Annotated in this window: 16 protein-coding genes; 15 read left to right on the plus strand and 1 reads right to left on the minus strand. The window is 70.6% G+C overall.

Annotated elements, in window-relative coordinates; genetic code table 11:
* Positions 1-104 precede the first annotated feature (104 nt).
* The 9 genes from CCN37_RS07045 to CCN37_RS07085 all read left to right on the plus strand — a co-directional run bounded on the left by CCN37_RS07045 (position 105) and on the right by CCN37_RS07085 (position 10,053).
* A complete protein-coding gene (locus CCN37_RS07045) occupies positions 105-683 on the plus strand; it encodes a TetR/AcrR family transcriptional regulator (protein WP_086819860.1) in 579 nt (192 codons plus the stop codon).
* A 73-nt stretch (positions 684-756) separates the two neighbouring features.
* A complete protein-coding gene (locus CCN37_RS07050; protein WP_086819861.1) occupies positions 757-1,713 on the plus strand; it encodes an alpha/beta fold hydrolase in 957 nt (318 codons plus the stop codon).
* Between the two features lie 340 nt (positions 1,714-2,053).
* Positions 2,054-2,398, plus strand: coding sequence for an Lsr2 family protein (locus CCN37_RS07055; protein WP_086819862.1), 345 nt, complete (start codon positions 2,054-2,056; stop codon positions 2,396-2,398).
* A 165-nt stretch (positions 2,399-2,563) separates the two neighbouring features.
* Entirely contained in the window at positions 2,564-3,220 is a 657-nt protein-coding gene (locus tag CCN37_RS07060; RefSeq protein WP_086819863.1) for a TetR/AcrR family transcriptional regulator, read from the plus strand.
* Positions 3,217-4,794, plus strand: a complete 1,578-nt coding sequence (locus CCN37_RS07065; protein ID WP_086819864.1) for an MDR family MFS transporter — start codon at positions 3,217-3,219, stop codon at positions 4,792-4,794. The genes CCN37_RS07060 and CCN37_RS07065 overlap by 4 nt, the downstream gene beginning before the upstream one ends.
* 64 nt (positions 4,795-4,858) lie before the next feature.
* A complete protein-coding gene (locus CCN37_RS07070) occupies positions 4,859-5,554 on the plus strand; it encodes a response regulator transcription factor (RefSeq protein WP_086819865.1) in 696 nt (231 codons plus the stop codon).
* A complete protein-coding gene (locus tag CCN37_RS07075; protein WP_210407905.1) occupies positions 5,551-6,930 on the plus strand; it encodes a cell wall metabolism sensor histidine kinase WalK in 1,380 nt (459 codons plus the stop codon). Before CCN37_RS07070 ends, CCN37_RS07075 begins: the two co-directional genes overlap by 4 nt.
* Positions 6,931-6,994: 64 nt before the next feature.
* Complete coding sequence (locus CCN37_RS07080) at positions 6,995-8,248, plus strand: bifunctional glycosyltransferase family 2/GtrA family protein (RefSeq protein ID WP_086819928.1); 1,254 nt, start codon at positions 6,995-6,997, stop codon at positions 8,246-8,248.
* Positions 8,245-10,053, plus strand: a complete 1,809-nt coding sequence (locus CCN37_RS07085) for a glycosyltransferase family 39 protein (protein WP_086819866.1) — start codon at positions 8,245-8,247, stop codon at positions 10,051-10,053. Before CCN37_RS07080 ends, CCN37_RS07085 begins: the two co-directional genes overlap by 4 nt.
* Here CCN37_RS07085 and CCN37_RS07090 read toward each other — a convergent pair.
* Positions 10,050-10,895, minus strand: a complete 846-nt coding sequence (locus CCN37_RS07090) for an oxygenase MpaB family protein (RefSeq protein ID WP_086819867.1) — start codon at positions 10,893-10,895, stop codon at positions 10,050-10,052. The two genes, CCN37_RS07085 and CCN37_RS07090, sit on opposite strands and share 4 nt — an antisense overlap.
* A gap of 108 nt (positions 10,896-11,003) precedes the next feature.
* Between CCN37_RS07090 and CCN37_RS07095 the strand changes: the two genes are divergently transcribed.
* From CCN37_RS07095 to CCN37_RS07120, 6 genes are all read left to right on the plus strand, one after another.
* A complete protein-coding gene (locus CCN37_RS07095) occupies positions 11,004-11,318 on the plus strand; it encodes a hypothetical protein (RefSeq protein WP_086819868.1) in 315 nt (104 codons plus the stop codon).
* Positions 11,319-11,416: 98 nt separating this feature from the next.
* Complete coding sequence (locus CCN37_RS07100; RefSeq protein ID WP_143261466.1) at positions 11,417-12,157, plus strand: hypothetical protein; 741 nt, start codon at positions 11,417-11,419, stop codon at positions 12,155-12,157.
* A 408-nt stretch (positions 12,158-12,565) separates the two neighbouring features.
* A complete protein-coding gene (locus tag CCN37_RS07105; RefSeq protein WP_168200551.1) occupies positions 12,566-13,597 on the plus strand; it encodes an RNA ligase (ATP) in 1,032 nt (343 codons plus the stop codon).
* A gap of 220 nt (positions 13,598-13,817) precedes the next feature.
* The gene (locus CCN37_RS07110; protein WP_086819871.1) at positions 13,818-14,042 is read left to right on the plus strand and encodes a DUF2277 domain-containing protein; all 225 of its coding nucleotides are present in this window, start codon (positions 13,818-13,820) and stop codon (positions 14,040-14,042) included.
* Positions 14,043-14,345: 303 nt separating this feature from the next.
* Complete coding sequence (locus CCN37_RS07115; protein ID WP_168200552.1) at positions 14,346-16,697, plus strand: SDR family oxidoreductase; 2,352 nt, start codon at positions 14,346-14,348, stop codon at positions 16,695-16,697.
* A complete protein-coding gene (locus tag CCN37_RS07120; protein WP_086819929.1) occupies positions 16,694-18,190 on the plus strand; it encodes a PfaD family polyunsaturated fatty acid/polyketide biosynthesis protein in 1,497 nt (498 codons plus the stop codon). Before CCN37_RS07115 ends, CCN37_RS07120 begins: the two co-directional genes overlap by 4 nt.
* Positions 18,191-18,225: the final 35 nt, after the last annotated feature.

Consider the following 18,225-nt stretch of genomic DNA (forward strand, 5'->3'; position numbering starts at 1 on the left):
AGTCATTCAGGGAGTACGGCGCACCGAAGGGGACGTTGGGGGCGGTCGGCGGGGACGCCGAGGGTTACTGGACCGATCGTTCCAGAGTTGCTACGGTCTGCGGCATGGGCAGGACCAAGGAGTTCGACCCCGACGTGGCGCTACGCGCGGCGATGGAGCTGTTCTGGCGGCGCGGCTACGAAGCGACGTCGATGCAGGACCTGGTCGACCACCTCGGCATCGGCAGGGCCAGCATCTACGCCACCTTCGGGAGCAAGCACGAGCTCTACCTGAGCGCACTGGACCGCTACTGCGAGAGCATGGACGGCACCGCGCTCGCGGCGTTGTCGAAGCCGGGACCGGCCCTGCCCGCGGTCCGCGAGGTGATGCGCTCCTTCGCGGAGTCCGCCCTCGCCGACGAGGAGCGCAAGGGCTGCATGGTCACCAACACGGCGGTGGAGTGCCTGCCCCGCGACCGACAGGCCGCGCGCCGCGTCGACGCCAGTCACGACGCGGTGGAGACGGCGCTGACCGGTGCGTTGATCCGCGCGCAGAACCAGGGTGAGCTGGCCGAGGACCGCGATCCGCGCGCCATCGCCCGGTTCCTGGTGACCTTCCTCCAGGGCTTGCAGGTGATCGCGCGGACCGGGCACGACCGGCGGCTGACGGACGCGCTGGACCAGGCGCTGGCGCTGCTCGGCTGAGACCTCCCCTCACTTCTGGGTGGCATCGCGCTGCCCTTTTACTGGAACGGTCGATCTAGAAAGGGAGCTGGGCATGGGTTGGTCCTTGCGCATCAAGGCGGGAGTCCTCGCGCTCGCACTGCTGGCCGCGACGGGAGCGGCGCCGGTCGACGGGCTCTCCGACGCGGCGCTCGCGCGCTCGCTGCCGGGGGACTTCCGCAGCGCGCACGCGGAGGTCAACGGCACGCGGCTGCACTACGTCGCGGGCGGGCGGGGTGAGCCGCTGGTTCTGTTGCCCGGGTGGCCGCAGACGTGGTGGCAGTACCGCAAGGTGATGCCCGAGCTGGCGAAGAGCTACCGCGTGATCGCGGTGGACCTGCGCGGCATGGGCGGCTCGGCCAAGCCGGAGTCCGGCTACGACAAGAAGACGATGGCCGCCGACATCCACGGGCTGATCGCGAAGCTCGGGCTCGGACGGGTCAACCTCACCGGCCACGACATCGGCGCGATGGTGGCGCACAGCGTCGCCGTGAACCACCCGGCGGACGTGCGCAGGCTGGCGCTGCTGGACGTGCCGCACCCGGACGAGAGCCTGCGGAACCTGACGCTGCTGCCCGACCCGAAGGGCTCGCCGCACCTGTGGTGGTTCGCCTTCAACCAGGTGCAGGGATTGCCGGAGCGGCTGGTGGCCGGGCGTTCGCGGGTGATGCTGGACTGGATGCTCGGCAGAATGCTGAAGGACCAGGCGAGCGTCGAGGAGAAGGCCCGGCAGGTGTTCGCGCGGGCCTATGACTCACCGGATGCGATCCGCGGCGGAAACGGCTGGTACCAGACGTTCAACCAGGACATCGCGGATGCGAAGAACTATGCGAGGGTGACGATCCCGGTGCTCGGGCTGACCAATGACAGCCTGGGCTACGACGGCCTTAGCCCGGTGCTGCCGAAACAGGCGACGAACTTCCGGGTGGTCGCGGTGGCGGGCACCGGGCACTACCTCGCGGAGGAACAGCCGCGCGCCGTCCTGGACGAACTGCGCAGGTTCTTCGGCTGAGCCGTTATGGCGCGCTGTTGCGATTGCGGGCCCGGTCCGCAATCGCGACAAGGTGCCATAACGTGAGCCCAGGTCGCCCCGCGCCACGCCGGTCGGACTAATCATTTGAGGGATTTCCTCCACATTTCGACCAGGACCGGCTCCGTGGGCTTGCCCGGCCTCGTGACCACGGTGTTGAGCGCGTCAAGCCGTTCGCCGACGGTGAATGTGACCGTTGCGCGCGACGCAAAAGTGGGACGGGCTATGTCGAACCCCCGGTGGGTTATTTGCTACTGTCGCGCCCAACGGGGCGACAAAACCGGCCAAACCCGACCTGACCACACCTTCATGGGGGTACATCATGGCTCAGCTCACCATCGTCCAGCTCATTGATGACCTGGACGGAACCAGTAGTGAGGACATCTCGCGCGTCGAGTTCGCTATTGACGGCGTCGCTTACGAGATCGACCTCAACGACGAGAACTCGGCGAAGCTGCGCGACACCTTCGCGCAGTACGTCGAGGCCGCGCGCCGCGTCGGTGGCCGGGCCAAGCGGGGCACCGCCCCCGGCAAGACCGGCTCCGCCCGCAGCAAGGACGAGACCCGCGCGATCCGCGACTGGGCCAAGGCCAACGGGCACGAGGTCTCCGACCGGGGCCGCATCCCGAGCAACGTCATCCAGGCCTACGAGGCTTCCAAGAACTAGGGCCTCCAAGAACTAGGGGAACAACCAGAGTTCCCCGGCGAAGGGCACCACCGCGGGCCGCGCGGTGGTGCCCTTTCCTCATGTCCGGGCCCTGTGCGCGGCCTCACAAAACGTGCAGAGACTGCAACTGTGCAGAAACTGCAAGATTTTTGCTAGCGTGGGCGCATGCCGTCGACCGACCAGATCCCCGCGCAGGCCCTCGGGCTGCGCGCGCGCAAGAAGCTGGAGACGCACCGCGCGCTGACCATGGCCGCGCTGCGGTTGGTCGGCGAGCGCGGGCTGGAGCACGTCACCGCCGAGGACATCAGCGCGGAGGCCGGGGTCTCGCCGAGGACGTTCTTCAACTACTTCGCCACCAAGGAGGACGCGGTCCTCATCGCCTACCCGGAGTCCGAGCAGCGCGCCGAACAGGCCGTGCTGCGGCTGCTGGAGGCGCCGCCGGAACTGGGGCCGATGGAGGCCGTCCTGGCGATGGTCACCGAGGACGTGGCGCTGATCGACGAGAACCGCGAGGAGTGGCTGGCCCGCTTCGCCATCGTCGACAAGCACCCCGCACTGGCCGCTCGCGTCCTCACCGGCCAGCTCAGCAGCGAGCGGGTGATGATCGAGGCGATCGCGCGCCGCGTCGGTGTGGACGCCGACGCCGACCTGTACCCCGCGCTGCTGCACGGCGCCGTCGGTGCCGCGCTGAAGGCCGCGATCCGCCTCTGGGCCCACGAGGGCGGACGGCGGCCGGTGGCCGAGCTGATCCGCGCCTCCTTCGCCGCACTCGCCGCCGGGCTCCCTGTCCCGGCGAGCACCACCACGAGGGGAAACTCATGACGAGCACAACCGCTGCGCGGGCGGAAGCGCCGCAGCACCAGGACCCCAGCAGACGCGTGGTCCTGCAGGCCCTGTCCGGGCTGATGATGGGCATGTTCGTGTCCATCCTGGCCTCCACCGTGGTGGCAAACGCGCTGCCGAGGATCATCTCCGACCTCGGCGGCTCGCAGTCGGCCTACACCTGGGTGGTCACCACCGAGCTGCTGGCGATGACCGCCACGGTCCCGTTGTGGGGCAAGCTCTCCGACCTCTACAGCAAGAAGCTGCTCGTGCAGCTCTCGCTCGGCTCGTTCCTGATCGGCTCGATGGTCGCGGGGCTGTCCCAGGGCATCGACGTGCTGCTGGTCAGCCGCGTGGTGCAGGGCATCGGGGCGGGCGGGCTCACCGCTCTGGCCCCGGTCATCCTGGCCACGATCGTCTCGCCCCGGGAACTGGGCCGCTACTCCGGCGTCCTGGGCGCGGTCTTCGCGGTCGGCACCGTCGCCGGTCCGCTGATCGGCGGCGTGCTGGTGGACACCCCGTGGCTGGGCTGGCGCTGGTGCTTCTTCATCGGCGTCCCGCTGACCGCCGCCGCGATCGTGCTGCTCCAGCGCACGCTGAGCCTGCCGACCACGCGCAAGGACGTGAAGGTCGACTACCTCGGCGCCGCGCTGCTGATGACCGGTGTCTCCACGCTGCTGGTGTGGTCCTCGTTGGCCGGCAACCAGTTCCCGTGGGGGTCGTGGTGGACGGCGCTGCTCGTCGGTGGTGGTGTGCTGATCCTGGTCGCGGCGCTGTTCGTGGAGTCCCGGGTGTCCGAGCCGGTGCTGCCGCTGAGCCTGTTCCGCAACCGCACGGTGACGCTGTCGATCATCGCCAGCTTCCTGGTCGGTGTCGCGATGTTCGGCGGCACGGTGTTCCTGTCCCAGTACTTCCAGCTCTCGCTGGGCAAGACGCCGACGCAGGCCGGGCTGCTGAGCCTGCCGATGATCTTCGCGATGCTGATCTCGTCGACGGTGTCCGGGCAGCTGATCAGCCGCACCGGCAAGTGGAAGTCGCACCTGCTGATCGGCGGTGTGCTGCTCAGCGGCGGGCTCGCCCTGCTCGGCACGATCAGCGCCACCACCTCCGTGGTGCTGCTGGGCTGCTACATGGCGGTGCTGGGCCTCGGCGTCGGTCTGCTCATGCAGAACCTGGTGCTGGTGGCGCAGAACGACGTCCCGCCCAAGGACCTCGGCGCGGCGACCTCGTCGATCTCCTTCTTCCGCAGCCTCGGCGGCTCGATCGGCGTCAGCGTGCTCGGCGCCGTCCTGGCCAGCCGGGTCGGCACCCTCACCGCCGAGGGCCTGGCCGCCGCGGGCGTGGTGGTCCCGGTCGGGGAGTCGCACGGCGCGGTGCCGAACCTCGCGCTGCTGCCGGAGCCGGTCGTGGCCGTGGTGCGCGACGCCTACGGCATCGCCACCAGCGAGCTGTTCCTGATCGGCGTGCCCCTGGCGGTGCTCGCGCTGGTGACCACGCTGTTCATCAAGCAGATCCCGCTCAAGACGCAGAGCGCCGCGCAGCGCCTCGCCGAGGAGGAGTCCGCGGCCGGGTAGAGCTTTCGGGCTGCTCAGCGGGTTCCCAGCGTTCTCCCAGCATTGCCGGGAAGGATGCGTGAGCATGATCGGAACAGCTCGACCGGCCACCCGGGTTCTCGTCGTTGACGACGAACAGGCGATCACCGAGCTCGTGTCGATGGCGTTGCGCTACGAGGGCTTCGACGTCGTCTGCGCGGCCAGCGTCGCCGAGGCGCTGACCGTGGCCGACCGGTTCACCCCGCACGTGGTGGTGCTCGACGTGATGCTGCCCGACGGCGACGGGTTCTCGCTCGCGCCGAAGCTGCACGCGCGGCAGGGCGGGGTCCCGGTGCTGTTCCTGACGGCGCGCGACTCCGACGAGGACAAGATCCGCGGCCTCACCCTCGGCGGGGACGACTACCTCACCAAGCCGTTCTCGGTGGGGGAGCTGGTCGCGCGGGTCCGCGCGGTGCTGCGGCGCGCGGGCTCGGCCGGAGCGGTCGAGCGGCTGGTGTTCGCGGACGTGGAGATCGATCCGCGCACCCGTGAGGTGCACCGCGCGGGACGGTTCGTCGAGCTGACCGACACCGAGTACCGGTTGCTGCACTACTTCGTGGTGAACGCGCGCGTCGTGCTGACCCGGCAGCAGCTGCTGGACCACGTGTGGGGCCAGGACTTCGCCGGGGAGGCTGGAAACCTGGAGACCTACGTGTCCTACCTGCGGCGCAAGCTCGACGACGGGCCGCGGCTGATCCACACCGTGCGCGGGGTCGGGTACGTGATGCGGTTGCCCAGGTGACGGGACTGCGCCGCAGGATGGTGTTGGTGACGGTGCTGCTCTCGGCCGTCGCCCTCACCGCCGTCGCGGCGCTGGTCTTCACCTCGATGCGCTCGTTCCTGTTGCAGCGCACCGACGAGCAGCTGAACCTCGTGCGCCTGCCGATCGGGGCGAAGCTCGCGGGCGAGCCGATCAAGGAGCCGCCGCGCGGGGTGCAGCACACCCTGGTCAACGTCTACGGCGTGCTGCGCGCCCCGGACGGCCGGTTCGGGCCGGAGACGCGCTTCGGCACCGGAGTGTCCACTGTGGACAAGCCGGTGCTCGCGGAACTCCCTGCGGTCGGGCACGCGAAGTCTGTCGAGGGCCACGCGGGCGTGCGGTACCGGATCGCCGCCTACGAGGCGTTGCAGGGACTGGAAGGCACGCTGTACGTCGCGATGCCGCTGACCGAGGTCGACGCGACGCTGGACCGGCTGTTCGTGCTCGTCGTGGTGATCACCGCAGCGGTGCTGCTCGCGTTGTTGGTCTTCGCGTTGTCCTTGGTGCGCATGGGTTTGCGGCCACTGGACGAGATGGAGGCCACCGCGACCGCCATCGCTTCCGGCGAGTACCACCGGCGCATCGCCTACGTCGACAGGACCACCGAGGTCGGCAGGCTCGGTCTCGCGCTGAACACCATGCTCGGCCGGATCGAGGACGCCTTCGCGCAGCGGTCGCGCTCCGAGCAGCGGCTGCGCACCTTCGTCGCCGACGCCAGCCACGAGCTGCGCACTCCGCTGACCTCGATCCTGGGCTACGCGCAGATGTTCCACCGAGGCGCCGCTGCCGACCCGGAGGACCTGCGCACGGTGATGCGCCGCATCGAGGGCGAGTCCGAGCGGATGGCCCGCCTGGTGGAGGACCTGCTGGTGCTGGCCCGGCTCGACGAGGGACGGCCGCCGAGGCGCGCCGAGGTCGACGTGGCCGCGCTGTGCCGGGACGCGGTGCTCGACGCGGTCGTGCACGAGCCGGACCGGGTGATCACCGGACCGGGGGAGGCGTCCGTGCTGGTCGACGCCGACGCCGACCAGCTGCGCCAGGTGCTGGCCAACCTGCTGCGCAACGCCGTCACCCACACGCCGCCGGGAACTCCGGTCGAGGTCGTGCTAACGCGTTCGGGTGATGAGGTCGTGATCGATGTCGTGGACCACGGGGCCGGCATCGCCGTCGAGCACCGTGAGCAGGTGTTCGACCGGTTCTTCCGGGTCGCTGCCGGTCGGGAGCGCGACAGCGGCGGCGCGGGGCTCGGGCTGTCCATCGTCGTGGCCGTGGTGCGAGCGCACGGCGGGCGGATCGGCGTGCTGGACACGCCGGGCGGGGGAGCGACCTTCCGCCTGGTCCTTTCCGGTGAACCCTGATTTCCCAGGCTGCTCCCAGATCCGCCCCAGGAACGGTTGATGATCCACCGCGACCGTGACGATCATGACTTGCACACAGGCTCCGGCCGGGGAGATCGCCGAGCGGCTCGGCCCGGTCCGGACGGCACCGCCGCCCACCGTCGACGTCGTCGTGCCCGTGCACAACGAGGAGCAGGACCTCGGTCCGAGCGTGCGCGGGCTGCACGCGTTCCTGGGCGAGGCGTTCCCGTTCGGCTGGCGGATCACCATCGCCGACAACGCCAGCACGGACGGCACCTGGGCGCTCGCCGGGCAGCTGGTCGAAGAGCTGCCCGGGGTCAGCGCGGTGCGCTTGGACGCCAAGGGACGCGGGCGCGCGCTGAACGCGGTGTGGACGAGCAGCGACGCGGAAGTGTTGGCGTACATGGACGTCGACCTCTCCACCGACCTCGCCGCGCTGCTCCCGCTGATCGCGCCGTTGGTGTCGGGGCACTCCGACGTGGCGATCGGCTCCCGCCTGGCGCGCGGCGCGCGGGTGGTGCGCGGACCGAAGCGCGAGTTCATCTCCCGGTGCTACAACCTGATCCTGCGCGGGACCCTGCGAGCGCGGTTCTCCGACGCGCAGTGCGGGTTCAAGGCGGTGCGCAAGGACGTCGCCGAGCGCCTGCTGCCGTTGGTGGAGGACACCGGCTGGTTCTTCGACACCGAACTGCTCGTGCTCGCCGAGCGCTCCGGGCTGCGCATCCACGAGGTTCCGGTGGACTGGGTGGACGATCCCGACAGCAGGGTCGACGTGCTCGCGACGGCCATCGCGGACCTGCGCGGAGTCGCCAGGCTGACCAGGACGCTGGCGTCGGCGACGATGCGGGCTCGGCTGCCGACCACGCTGCGCTCAGCGCTCGCCGACGAGCATCCCGGAGTGCCGAAGGGAATGAGCGCGCAGCTGCTGCGCTTCGCGGCCGTCGGTGTTGTGTCCACAGTGGTCTATCTGGTCCTCTACGCCTTGCTGCGGCCCGTGACGGGCGCGTTCTCCGCGAACGCGGTGTCGTTGCTGCTGTGCGCGGTCGGCAACACCGCGGCGAACCGCCTCTTCACCTTCGGCGTCCGCGGTCAGGAAGGGCGGATGCGCGCGCAGTTCGAGGGCCTGGTGGTCTTCGCGCTCGGGCTCGGACTGACGTCAGGATCGTTGTGGCTGCTGGAGAAGCTCGCGCTCGGCGGAGGCACCGCGGTCGAGCTGCTCGTGCTCTGCCTGGCCAACGCCGCGGCGACGCTGCTGCGGTTCGTGCTCTACCGGAACTGGGTCTTCCGGCCCGGCCGTGGAAGGGACTCCGTTCGATGAGGTACCGGCTTCAGTTCGTTCTGGTACTCGCTGCCGTGCTCCACGCGTGGGGGCTGTGGGCGTGGGGATGGGGCAACAGCTACTACACGGCCGCCACGAGATCGATGTCCAGCGGCTTCGTCAGCTTCCTCTTCGGCGCCTTCGACCAGGCCGGGGTGGTCACCGTGGACAAGCCGCCGTTCGCGCTGTGGCCGCAGGTGATCTCGACGTGGATCTTCGGCTTCCACGGGTGGTCGGTGCTGCTGCCACAGGCGATCTTCGGCGTGACCGCGGTGTTCCTGCTGCACCGGACCGTGCGGATCTGGGCGGGGGAGAACGCCGCGCTGCTGGCCGCGCTCGTGCTCGCGCTGACGCCGATCACCGTGGTGATCAACCGCGACAACAACCCCGACACGCTGCTCGTGCTTTTCCTCGTCGGAGCGGCCTACGCCGTCACGCGCGCGTTCCAGCCGGAGATCGGCGCGGGCTCGGCGACGAAGTGGTTGCTGCTGGCCGCTTTCCTGGTGGGCTGCGGGTTCAACACCAAGATGCTGGCGGCGTGGATCGTCCTCCCCGCGCTGGTCGCGGCCTACCTCGCCGGGTCGACGGCGCCGTGGCGCAGGCGGATCACCGACACGTTGGGGGCGGGTGGCGTGCTGCTGGCCAGCTCGTTGTGGTGGGTGGCGCTGGTCGACCTGTGGCCGGGCGAGAAGCCCTACATCGGCGGGAGCACCGACGGCACCGCGTTGGACCTGGTGATCGGCTACAACGGCTTGGCGCGCATCCTCGGCACGGGCTCAAGCGCCCCCGAGGGTTTCCCCGGCTCAGGGGAGATGCCGCAGGCGCTGCGCAACGTGATGATGGGCGGTGACCCCGGCCTCGGCCGCCTGTTCAACGAGCCGATGGGCGGCCAGATCAGCTGGCTGCTCCCGGCCGCTCTGGTCATCCTCGTCGGTGTTGTCGTCGGTGTTGTCGCAGCGCGCCTGAAGCTCCCGGCGCACCAGCGCGCGGGCTGGGTGCTCTGGGGCGGTTGGCTGCTGGTCAACGGCCTGGTCTTCAGCCTCGCCGGAGGGATCTTCCACGCTTACTACACGACCGCGCTGGCTCCGCCGATCGCTGCCCTGATCGGCGCTGGAGTCGTTGCTGCCCAACGCTTCCGCTTCGGAATCCCAGTGCTCGCCGCGATCACCGCAGCGTGGGCGCTCGTGGTCGTGTACCGCACTCCGGAGTGGAACGCGTGGGTCGGCCCCGTGGCTGCTGTGCTGGCCGTCGCGACGTTCTTCATCGGCAAGCGAGCCACCGCCCTCGTCGGTGTCACGGCGTTGCTGCTCGTGCCCGCCGTGTGGTCGGTGTCGGCGGCGTTCGGCCCGCCCCCGGCCAACGCCAGCCTGCCCTCGGCCGGTCCGCCGTCCACTGTGGACCTCCACGAGCTGATGCGGCCGGAGGCGGGCGGCGGCGACTGGACCAACAAGGGCGATCTCACCGAGGAGCAGCGCAAGGTTCTCGACCACGCCACCGCGCGCTCCGGCGGCGCGCGGATCAGCCTCGCGGTGGACGGCGGGGCGATCATAGCGTCGAACTTCGTGCTCAACAGCTCGCGGGTGGTCATCGGCCTCGGCGGTTTCATGGGGGTCGACCCCGCGCCGACCACCGCTGAGCTGGCCGACTGGGTGCGGCGCGGCGAGCTGCGCTTCGTGCTCGGCAGCCCCATGCCAGCGCGCGGTGGCCAGGCCACCGCGCGCATGGAGTGGGTGCGCGCCAACTGTTCGGTGGTGCCGCGCGAGGACTACGGCGGCACCACGAGCACCCTCTACGAGTGCCGCTAGGTCATGGCCCAGCGGAGCAGACCGACGATGCCGTGGCCCGCGAGCTGCACGGCTGTGCGCTCGACGGGCGGGAAGTACGGCAGCCGTAACGGCCACCGCGTCCAGGACGGCAGCGCGGCCACGGCTGCTGAGGCCAGAGCGGTGTATGGGGCTCGTGCCAGCAACGGCAGGGGAGGTTTGAAGAGGAGGAAACGCGCGGTGTCCCGGGCCTGCGCCGTGCCGCGCAGCTCGGGACGGTAGTCGTCGAGCACGGCCGCCAGCTCGGCCACGGAGCGCGGCGGGTCGAGGACGCCGAGCCCTGAGGCGATCCGCGAGGTGTCGGCGACGTAGGAGTCGGCGTCCTCAGGGCTGAGCGGCTTCGGGCCGTAGCGCTGGTAGCAGCGGAGGAAGCTGTCGACCTCCGCCGCGTGCACCCAGCCGAGCAGGCGCGGGTCGCTCGCCCGGTACCGGCGGCCGTCCGGCGCGGTGCCCCGGATGCGCTCGTGCACGGCGCGGACGTGCGCGATCGCCTCCTCGGCGTGCTGGGCGGTGCCGAAGGTCGTCATGGCGAGGAAGGTGCTCGTGCGCTGCAACCTGCCCCACGGGTCGGAGCGGTAGCCGGAGTGCCCCGCGACCGCCGCCATCGCCAACGGGTGCAAGGACTGCAACAGCAGCGCGCGCAGCCCGCCGACGAACATCGACGCGTCGGAGTGCACCCGCCGGATCGCGCTGTCCTCGGCGAACCACCTCGGGCCCGGGGTGGCGTCGATGCGGTCGCGGTTGGCGGGACCGTCCGGACCTGCGACGCGCTCGAAGACGCTCGCCCCGACCCGCTGCCGCACGGCCTTCAGCCCGATCGCCATTCCGCCAGCATGCTGGCCGGGGGTCGTGGCCCGGCCACGGTTCGGTCACAGGACGTCTCTCCCGAGCGCCTTTCGCGTTGGTGTCGGTGGCTCGGGGATAATGCGGGGGTGGACCATCTGGTGTGGGAGCACTTCCTGGTGACGGTCGGCGACGTGACGCAGCAGACCTGGGACGGGCAGACCGTGCGGCAGTGGCCGGCGGGCACCCTGTTCGAGGAGCTGGTGTTCGCCGGTTTCCCCCTCGCGCACAACCCCGACGCGCCCGACGAGTTCTGCCCGGCGCCGGAGTGGTTCGAGTTCAGCGTGGACCCGACGACCGGCAAGGTGATCGTCTTCGCCGAGCTGGACGCCTCCGCGCCCTACGACCTCACCGAGAACGGGGACGTCGTGCGGGCCTGGCGCGACGCGCACGTGCCGGGCTGAACGCGGTTCGGTAGCGGAAGGATCACCGCCGTCACGCCGCGGCCCCGGACCGGCGATACCCCGGGTGTCACCAACTCCGGACCGAGGATGTGGCGCGCGTGGTCACTGGCATCCGTCGAACACTGGCCGTTCTCATCGTGCTCGCCGCCGTCGCGGCGGCCGTCAGCAGCTACTGGTGGGAGCTCACGCAGATCTGCCGCGTGAGCACCGGCGGCACCCCGTTCATCGGCCTGGACACGTGCAACCCTTGGGGCGCAACGGATCTGTTGCCGCCCGTGTTGCTCGCACTGCTGTTGCTGCTGCCCGACCTCAGTGAGCTGAGCGTGGCGAACCTGCTGACGCTCAAGCGCGAGGTCGCGGCGCAGAAGAAGGAGATCGAGGCGACGAACTCCAAGCTGGAGGCCGCTGTCGCCGTGCAGACCTCGCAGAGCGTCACGACGAACTTCTACACCAACGTCCCGGCTGCCCAGCTGCCCGCGCAGATCGACGGCAAGCGCGATTTCGTCACGCAGGAGCCGCGCCGCCAGCTGTTGTCCACGCCGCCGCCGAAGGACTACGCCACGGGCGTGACCACGCTGATCTTCGAGTGGGAGCGGCTGCGGTCCCGGCTCGGCCCCGCCCTCACCAGGCCGGACAACGCCCCCGGCACGGTCGGCCACTTCGCGCGGGTGTTCGATGACGAGATCCAGACCGTCCGCGCCGTCCGCAACAGCGTCGCGCACAGCCGTCCCGTCGACCAGGCGGACCTCGAAGGCGCCATCAGCGCCGCGCGCGAGCTCAACGCGATCCTCCAGGACTCCCTCGCCCCCGGCGACAGCGCCAACGGCGACCGCTCTTAGTCCTCGCGAGCACGCCGCCGCCCAGCCCTTCGTCCCAGCGGCCACCACGCCCCACATCACCTACCCTCCGACTTGTGCACTCCACCCTCCCGCTCGCCTCATCGCGCCCCGGAGTGGTCTAAACCTTTCCCGTTTCGTACTCAAAGCAGTTGCTGGGAGCGCTCTTTTTCCCGCTAGGAGTACGAAACGGGTTTTTGGCGCGCGCAGAGACGTTGCGGCCGCGCTTCGTCAGCGCTGCATTTCGCGTTGTGGTTACGGGAAGTGCGGGGGTGAGAAGGAATCCGCCCGGGGGGTGAAACTGCGTTGCCGGGGTGGTGCGTGATCTTCATGATGAGTGGCGGTGTGAACAAGGTCGGCGGGTCGTTGTCGACGCGAATCCGCTGAGTGGAGCGAATGGAGATGGTGGGGATGACGCAGGCTGGTGGTGGGACGCGAAGACTGGTGTCGGCGGAGGTCATCGCCGAGATCGGGCCGATCGAGGGCGCGGACGCGATCGAGCGAGCGCGGGTGCGCGGCTGGGACGTGGTCGTGAAGAAGGGCGAAATGGCGGTGGGCGACGAGGTCGTCTACTTCGAGATCGACTCCGCCTTGCCGCTTTCCGACGAACGGTTCGCGTTTCTCGAACCGCGTGGCGCCAAAACGCTGGCTGACGGTGCCAAGGTGCACGTGCTGAAGACGGCGAAGCTGCGCGGGCAGTACTCGCAGGGCCTCGTGCTGCCCTTGGCGGCCTTTCCCGATCTGGCCGGGGTCGACAGCGGCGGGCTCGCTGAGGCGCTGGATGTGGTGAAGTACGAGCCGCCGATCCCGACGAGCCTGTCCGGGCAGGTCAGGGGCGCGTTCCCGGGGCACCTGGTGAAGAAGACCGACGCCGAGCGCGTGCAGAACCTGACCGAGGTCTACGAGCGGCTGCTGGCCGAGGGGTCGTGGTTCGCGACGGAGAAGATCGACGGCTCCAGCGTCACCTACATCGTCACCGGTGACGAGCAGGACCCGATCCGGATCTGCTCGCGCAACTGGGAGTTGGAGCCGAAGCCCGAGCTGACGGGGATGAAGATCGCGCAGCGGTACGACCTCGCGAGCCTGCCCGCGGGCACGATCGTCCAGGGTGAGCTGTACGGCGAGGGAATCCAGGCGAACCCCTTGCGCGTCAAGGGCGTCGAGCTGGCGGTGTTCGGGGTCTTCCGCGGCGGGACGGCGATCCCCCGTGCCGAGTGGCCGGAGCGCTTGGCGGCGCTCAGCGCTCCGGTGCTGGACTGGGACGTCCCGGGTTCGGTGCAGGAGGCCGTCGAGCAGGTCGACGGCATGGCGTCGGTGGTCTCGCCGAGCCGGAAGGCCGAGGGCGTCGTGTGGCACGAGAGGTCCGGCAAGGCCTTCGCCGAGCTCGACGGCCGTTCGTGCTGGAAGGCCATCAGCAACCGCTACCTGATCAAGAACGGCTGACCGGGGCCGGTGCTTCCGCGAGCGGCGGTGGCACCGGCCGATCGGCTGCGACACGAGTTCGTGGAAGTCGCGCACGTCGTGCGTCTGCACCGGGAGACCGGTGAGCACCCCGCCGGTGAGCCCGGGAGCAGCCGCCTTGCCGGGACTGCGCTGACGACGTGGACCCCGGTGAAGTTCGTCCGCCCGGTCGTTGTCGGGGTGGCGTGCTACACAGCTGAGCATGTGCAGAAGCATCAAGACCCTTCGCCCGCCCTTCGCCGACGACGTCACCGAGATCGACATGCACGCGGCGGCGTTGCAGTACGTCCGCAAGATCTCCGGCTTCCGGAAACCAGCCGCGCACAACGCCGAGGCGTTCGACCGGGCGGTGGCCGCGGTCGCCGAGGCGACGGCGGAGTTGCTGGCCTCGATCGAGGTGCGCGGCGGCACCAAAACGCAGGGGTGAGCCACTTCACCCGTATGGCGGTACCGCTGCGTTTGCGCACGTCCGGGTAGGCGTGAGGACTCGGCCGACAGGGCCGGACGGGCTGCTGCGCCCGGGAGAACGCCTGTCCACGAACAGGTGACCGCCGTGCGCGCAATGTGCACATTGCGTGCTGATGGTTGCGGGCCTTTTCCCCTGCCGAGTGAACAAGGGTCGGCAATCGCGTGTCCCGTGGAGTGGATCTTCAACCACGGTGCGCTGGTGTGTGACCATCCCACGGCCCCGAATTCACCCGACCACGTCAGCGTGAGGAGTCCCGCCACCGTGACTGTCGCTGTGACCGGCGCGACCGGCTTCCTGGGCCTGCGCCTCGTTCGCGAGCTGCTGGAGCGACACACGAACCTGCTCGTGCTGGCGCACGTGGGATCGCCGGACGCCGTGGAGCGCATCGGACGGTTCCTGGAGCTCTCGGGCACCCCGCGCACGGTGATCAGCACCCTTCCGGACCGCGTCCGCGTGGTCGAGGTCGAGCTGACCGAACCCCGCATGGGCCTCTCCGACGAGGACTACGAAGCGCTCGCGGCGGAGCTGGAGGTGCTGTGGCACTGCGCGGGCGGCGTCGATCCGAGCGCGGGCATCGAGGCTTTGCGGCTGGCCAACGTGACGACCACGCGCACGGTGCTGGACCTGCTTGACGCGGCACCCCGCAAACCGTTGCTGCACTACGTGAGCAGCGCCTTCGTGGCGGGCTCGCGGCGTGACGGGGTGATCGAGGAGGGCGCGCTCGACGACCTGCCGGGCTTCGAGAACGCCTACGAGCGCTCCAAGCACGAGGCCGAGACCGCCGTGCGCGCCTGGGCCGAGGAGACCTTCCGCCCGGTGGTGGTGCACCGGCCGAGCCTGATGATCACCGACGAACCCGCTCCCGGTGAGCTGTGGTCGCACCCGTTGCTGGACCTCGTGCGCGCGGGCAAGGCCCAGCAGCGCCGGATGCGCCTGGGCTGGCTGCGGCTGCCGAGGTGGCTGCGCCCGACCGTGCGGCTGGTCGGCCACGAGGACGCGAGGCTGAACTTCATCCCGGTGGCCGACGCGGCGGCGGCGATGGCGACGATCGCCGACTCGGTCGCGGAGAACGGCCCGCCCGGCGTGGTGCAGACCTACCACGTGGTGCACGGCAGCGACGTGCCGGTGCAGGCCGTGGTCTCGGTGCTGGAGAAGAACTTCCCACTGCGGGTGAAGCTCGTGCCGCAGCCGCCGCACCGCATGCGCGCGGTCGAGCGGGTCACCCAGGTCTCCAGCCTGGAGCCCTACCTGAGCCACCGCAGGACCTTCGACGACGCCCGCGCCAGGTCCGTGCTCGGGCCGCACGGCGCGGAGACCCCGATCGACCTGGACTACCTGCTGGCCAGCGTGCGCACGGTGGGCACCGGTCCGCGCAAGCTCGGTCCGCTGGACCGCGTGTACCTCGACTACGACGCCGGGCACCCGAACAGCGCGGAGCTGGGCGGACTGCTGCGCTTCGCCGGTCGCGCGCCCTCGGTGGAGGAACTGCGCGAGTACATCGCCGCCCGCGTGGCCCGGGTGCCCGACCTCTCCCTCGCGCTCGGCGCCGGGCGGGACTGGCAGCGCCGTGACGAGCTGGACCTGAGCTACCACGTGCGCGAGATCGCCACGGTCGGCGAGACCGGTGACATCGGCCTGCGGTCGGTGGTCGAGGACGTGTTGGGGCAGCGGCTGGCCCGCACCGAACCGCTGTGGCAGCTCTGGCTGATCCACGGCTACCGCGACGGCGAGTACACCGTGCTGTTCAAGCCGCACCACGCGCTGCTCGACGGCGCGTCGGCGGAGGAGGCGCTGTACCGGCTGCTCGACGACGAGGCCGCCGAGTCCGAGCCGCCGAAGCCGTGGTCGGGCCGGCCCAGGGTGCTGCGCTCGGTGCTGAGCGGTGTCGCGCGATACCTGCGCGGCTTCCGGCCGGTGTCCGCGCGGCCGTTCTCGGTGCGCGGCCTGACCGGCGAGCGCCGGGTGTGGTGGACGACGGTCGGTTCGGAGCGGCTGCACCGCGCGGCGCGGTTGCACCGGGTGACGGTGAACGAGATCTACCTGGCCGCGCTCAGCGGGATGCTGCGCGAGTGGCCGGGCATGCCGTGGCGGACGGTGCCCGAGCGGATGTGGGCCCTGGTGCCGATGACCGTGGGCAGCAGCCCGGGACCGGACGAGCTGGGCAACCACTCGGTGCCGCTGCGGGTGGAGCTGCCCTGCGACGAGCCGGACCCGCTGAAGCGGCTGGCCCGGGTCCGCGCCTCCAGCATCGAGCAGAAGAACGTGATCGGCACGACCCGGGGCATGCGCTCGCTGCCCACCTGGCTGGTCCGGCTGACCTGCGCGCTGACCTTCTCGCGCTGGCACGTGGACCTGATGGCGGGCAACAGCAGGTGGACCCGCGAGGTCGACCTCTTCGGCGCGGAGGCCATCGGCAGCATCCCGATCGGCATGTTGCACCGCGACCGGCCGATCGGCGTCTTCCTCGGCACCCACGGCGAGACCGCGAGCCTGTGCGTGGTCACCGACTCGGCACTGCCCGCCTCCGACGGGCTGGACCACCTGTGGGCGGCGGCGCTGGACGAACTGGCGCCGAGCGTCCGGACCACCGCGCCGGTGTGGGCGGCGGCATGAGCGTCCTCGCGTTCTCCGTCGACAGCGTCGCCGAGTGCGCCCGCCGCATCCGCGAGCGCGTGCACCTGGTCTCCGGTGTGCTCGCGGGCAACGACGAGATCGGCCTGGTCGTCGGCGAGGTCAAGCCGGGCAGCGTCGTCGTCGGGACACTGCCGCCGCTGTACCCGGAGTGGCTGGGCGACCGGTCCTTCTGCACCGCGCACGGCACGCGCTACCCCTACGCGGCGGGGGAGATGGGCCACGGCGTCGCCACCACGTCGATGGTGATCGCGCTGGCCCGCGCGGAGCTGCTGGGCTTCTTCGGAACGGCGGGCCTCCCACTGTCCACGGTGGAGCGCGCGGTGCAAGAGCTGTCCGCCTCTGTCGGGGGGCGGCCGAACTGGGGCGTGAACCTGGCCGCCGATCCCGCGAACGAGGACGCGGTGGTGGACCTGCTGCTGGCCAACGGGGTCCCGTGCGTGTCGGTCTCCGGGTTCCGCGCGCTCACCCCGGCCGTGGTGCGGTGCTCGGCCGTCGGCCTGATCCGCGACCCCGAGGGCCGGATTCAGCGCCGCACCAACCTCTTCGTCAAGGTCAACAGCCCCGAGCTGGCCGAGCGCTTCCTGTCACCGGCCCCGCAGCGGATGCTCCGCGAACTCGTCCACAGTGGACAGATCACCGCCGAGGAGGCGGAGCTGGCCGCGCTCGTCCCGGTGGCCGAGGACATCACCGCTTCTTCCGGCAGCGCGCGCCCGCTGATGTCGCTGCTCCCGGCGATCCTGGCGCTGCGCGACGAGCTGGCCGCGCGGCACGGCTACACGCGCCCGGTCCGCGTCGGCGCGGCGGGTGGCATCGGCACGCCGCAGTCGGTCGCGGCGGCCTTCACGCTGGGCGCGGACTACGTGGTGACCGGCTCGGTGAACCAGGCGGCCGTGGAATCCGGGCTCTCCGAGGCGGGCAAGCGGCTGCTGGCCGACGCCGACCTCGCCGACACCGGGCTCGCGCCGCGCTCCGACGGCTTCGAGCGGGGCGAGCAGGCGCAGGTGCTGTTCAAGGGCACCGAGTTCGCCGCGCGCGCGAGCAAGCTGCACAAGCTCTACCGCGATCACCAGTCGCTCGAGGAGATCCCGTCCGGCGAGTTCGCCGCGCTGGAACGGGACGTTCTGGGCCGCCCGGTCGCCGAGGTGCTGGCCGAACTGCCTCCCGTGGAAGACGCGCGGCAGCGGATGGCGATGGTGTTCCGGTGGTACCTCGACCGATCTGCGCTGTGGGCGGTGCACGGCGATCCGGACCGCGCCGCCGACTACCAGCTGCGGTGCGGGCCCGCGATGGGCGCGTTCAACCGCTGGACGGCGGGCACGTTCCTGGCCGAGCCGCGCAACCGCTCCGTGGTGCAGATCGCGCTGAACCTCCTGGAGGGTGCCGCCGTGGTCACGCGCGCCCAGCAACTGCGCGGCTACGGAGTGCCCGTTCCGACTTCGTGCTTCGCATTCCCGCCGCGTGAGCTGCCGTAATTCCGCTCCACGTCGGCGGGTTCGCGGTTAGCCTG

The sequence above is a fragment of the Allokutzneria sp. NRRL B-24872 genome (genome assembly GCF_002155965.1).
GTDB lineage: Bacteria > Actinomycetota > Actinomycetes > Mycobacteriales > Pseudonocardiaceae > Allokutzneria.